Source organism: Limimaricola sp. G21655-S1 (genome assembly GCF_027213785.1).
Classification (GTDB): Bacteria; Pseudomonadota; Alphaproteobacteria; order Rhodobacterales; family Rhodobacteraceae; genus Limimaricola.
Genome location: NZ_JAPWGO010000502.1, coordinates 1 through 236, shown reverse-complemented (window position 1 = coordinate 236; position 236 = coordinate 1). Strand labels below are relative to the sequence as shown.

Below are 236 nucleotides of genomic sequence, written 5' to 3'. Positions count from 1 at the left end.
GACCACTGGCGAGCCGGTTGAAATCAGCTCTACCGCGACGTTCAACGATCTTGATCAGAACTATTATCAATACGACGTCGAGGCCGTCACCCTCGCTGCGGATCAATACAGTGCTTTTGGGACATCGGATGACACCTCCCTGAATGTGACCAATCAAAACGGCACAGTGCGGGCCTCCGGTTCAGAACAGAACAACCCGGATGATGAGGATGCGTGGTTTTCCGCAGCCTTTGAAG

1 pseudogene is annotated in these 236 nt (G+C 53.4%); it reads left to right on the top strand.

The features are described 5' to 3' along the window. Nucleotides 1–236: pseudogene (locus O4G76_RS21605) on the top strand (type I secretion protein); the annotation flags it as partial.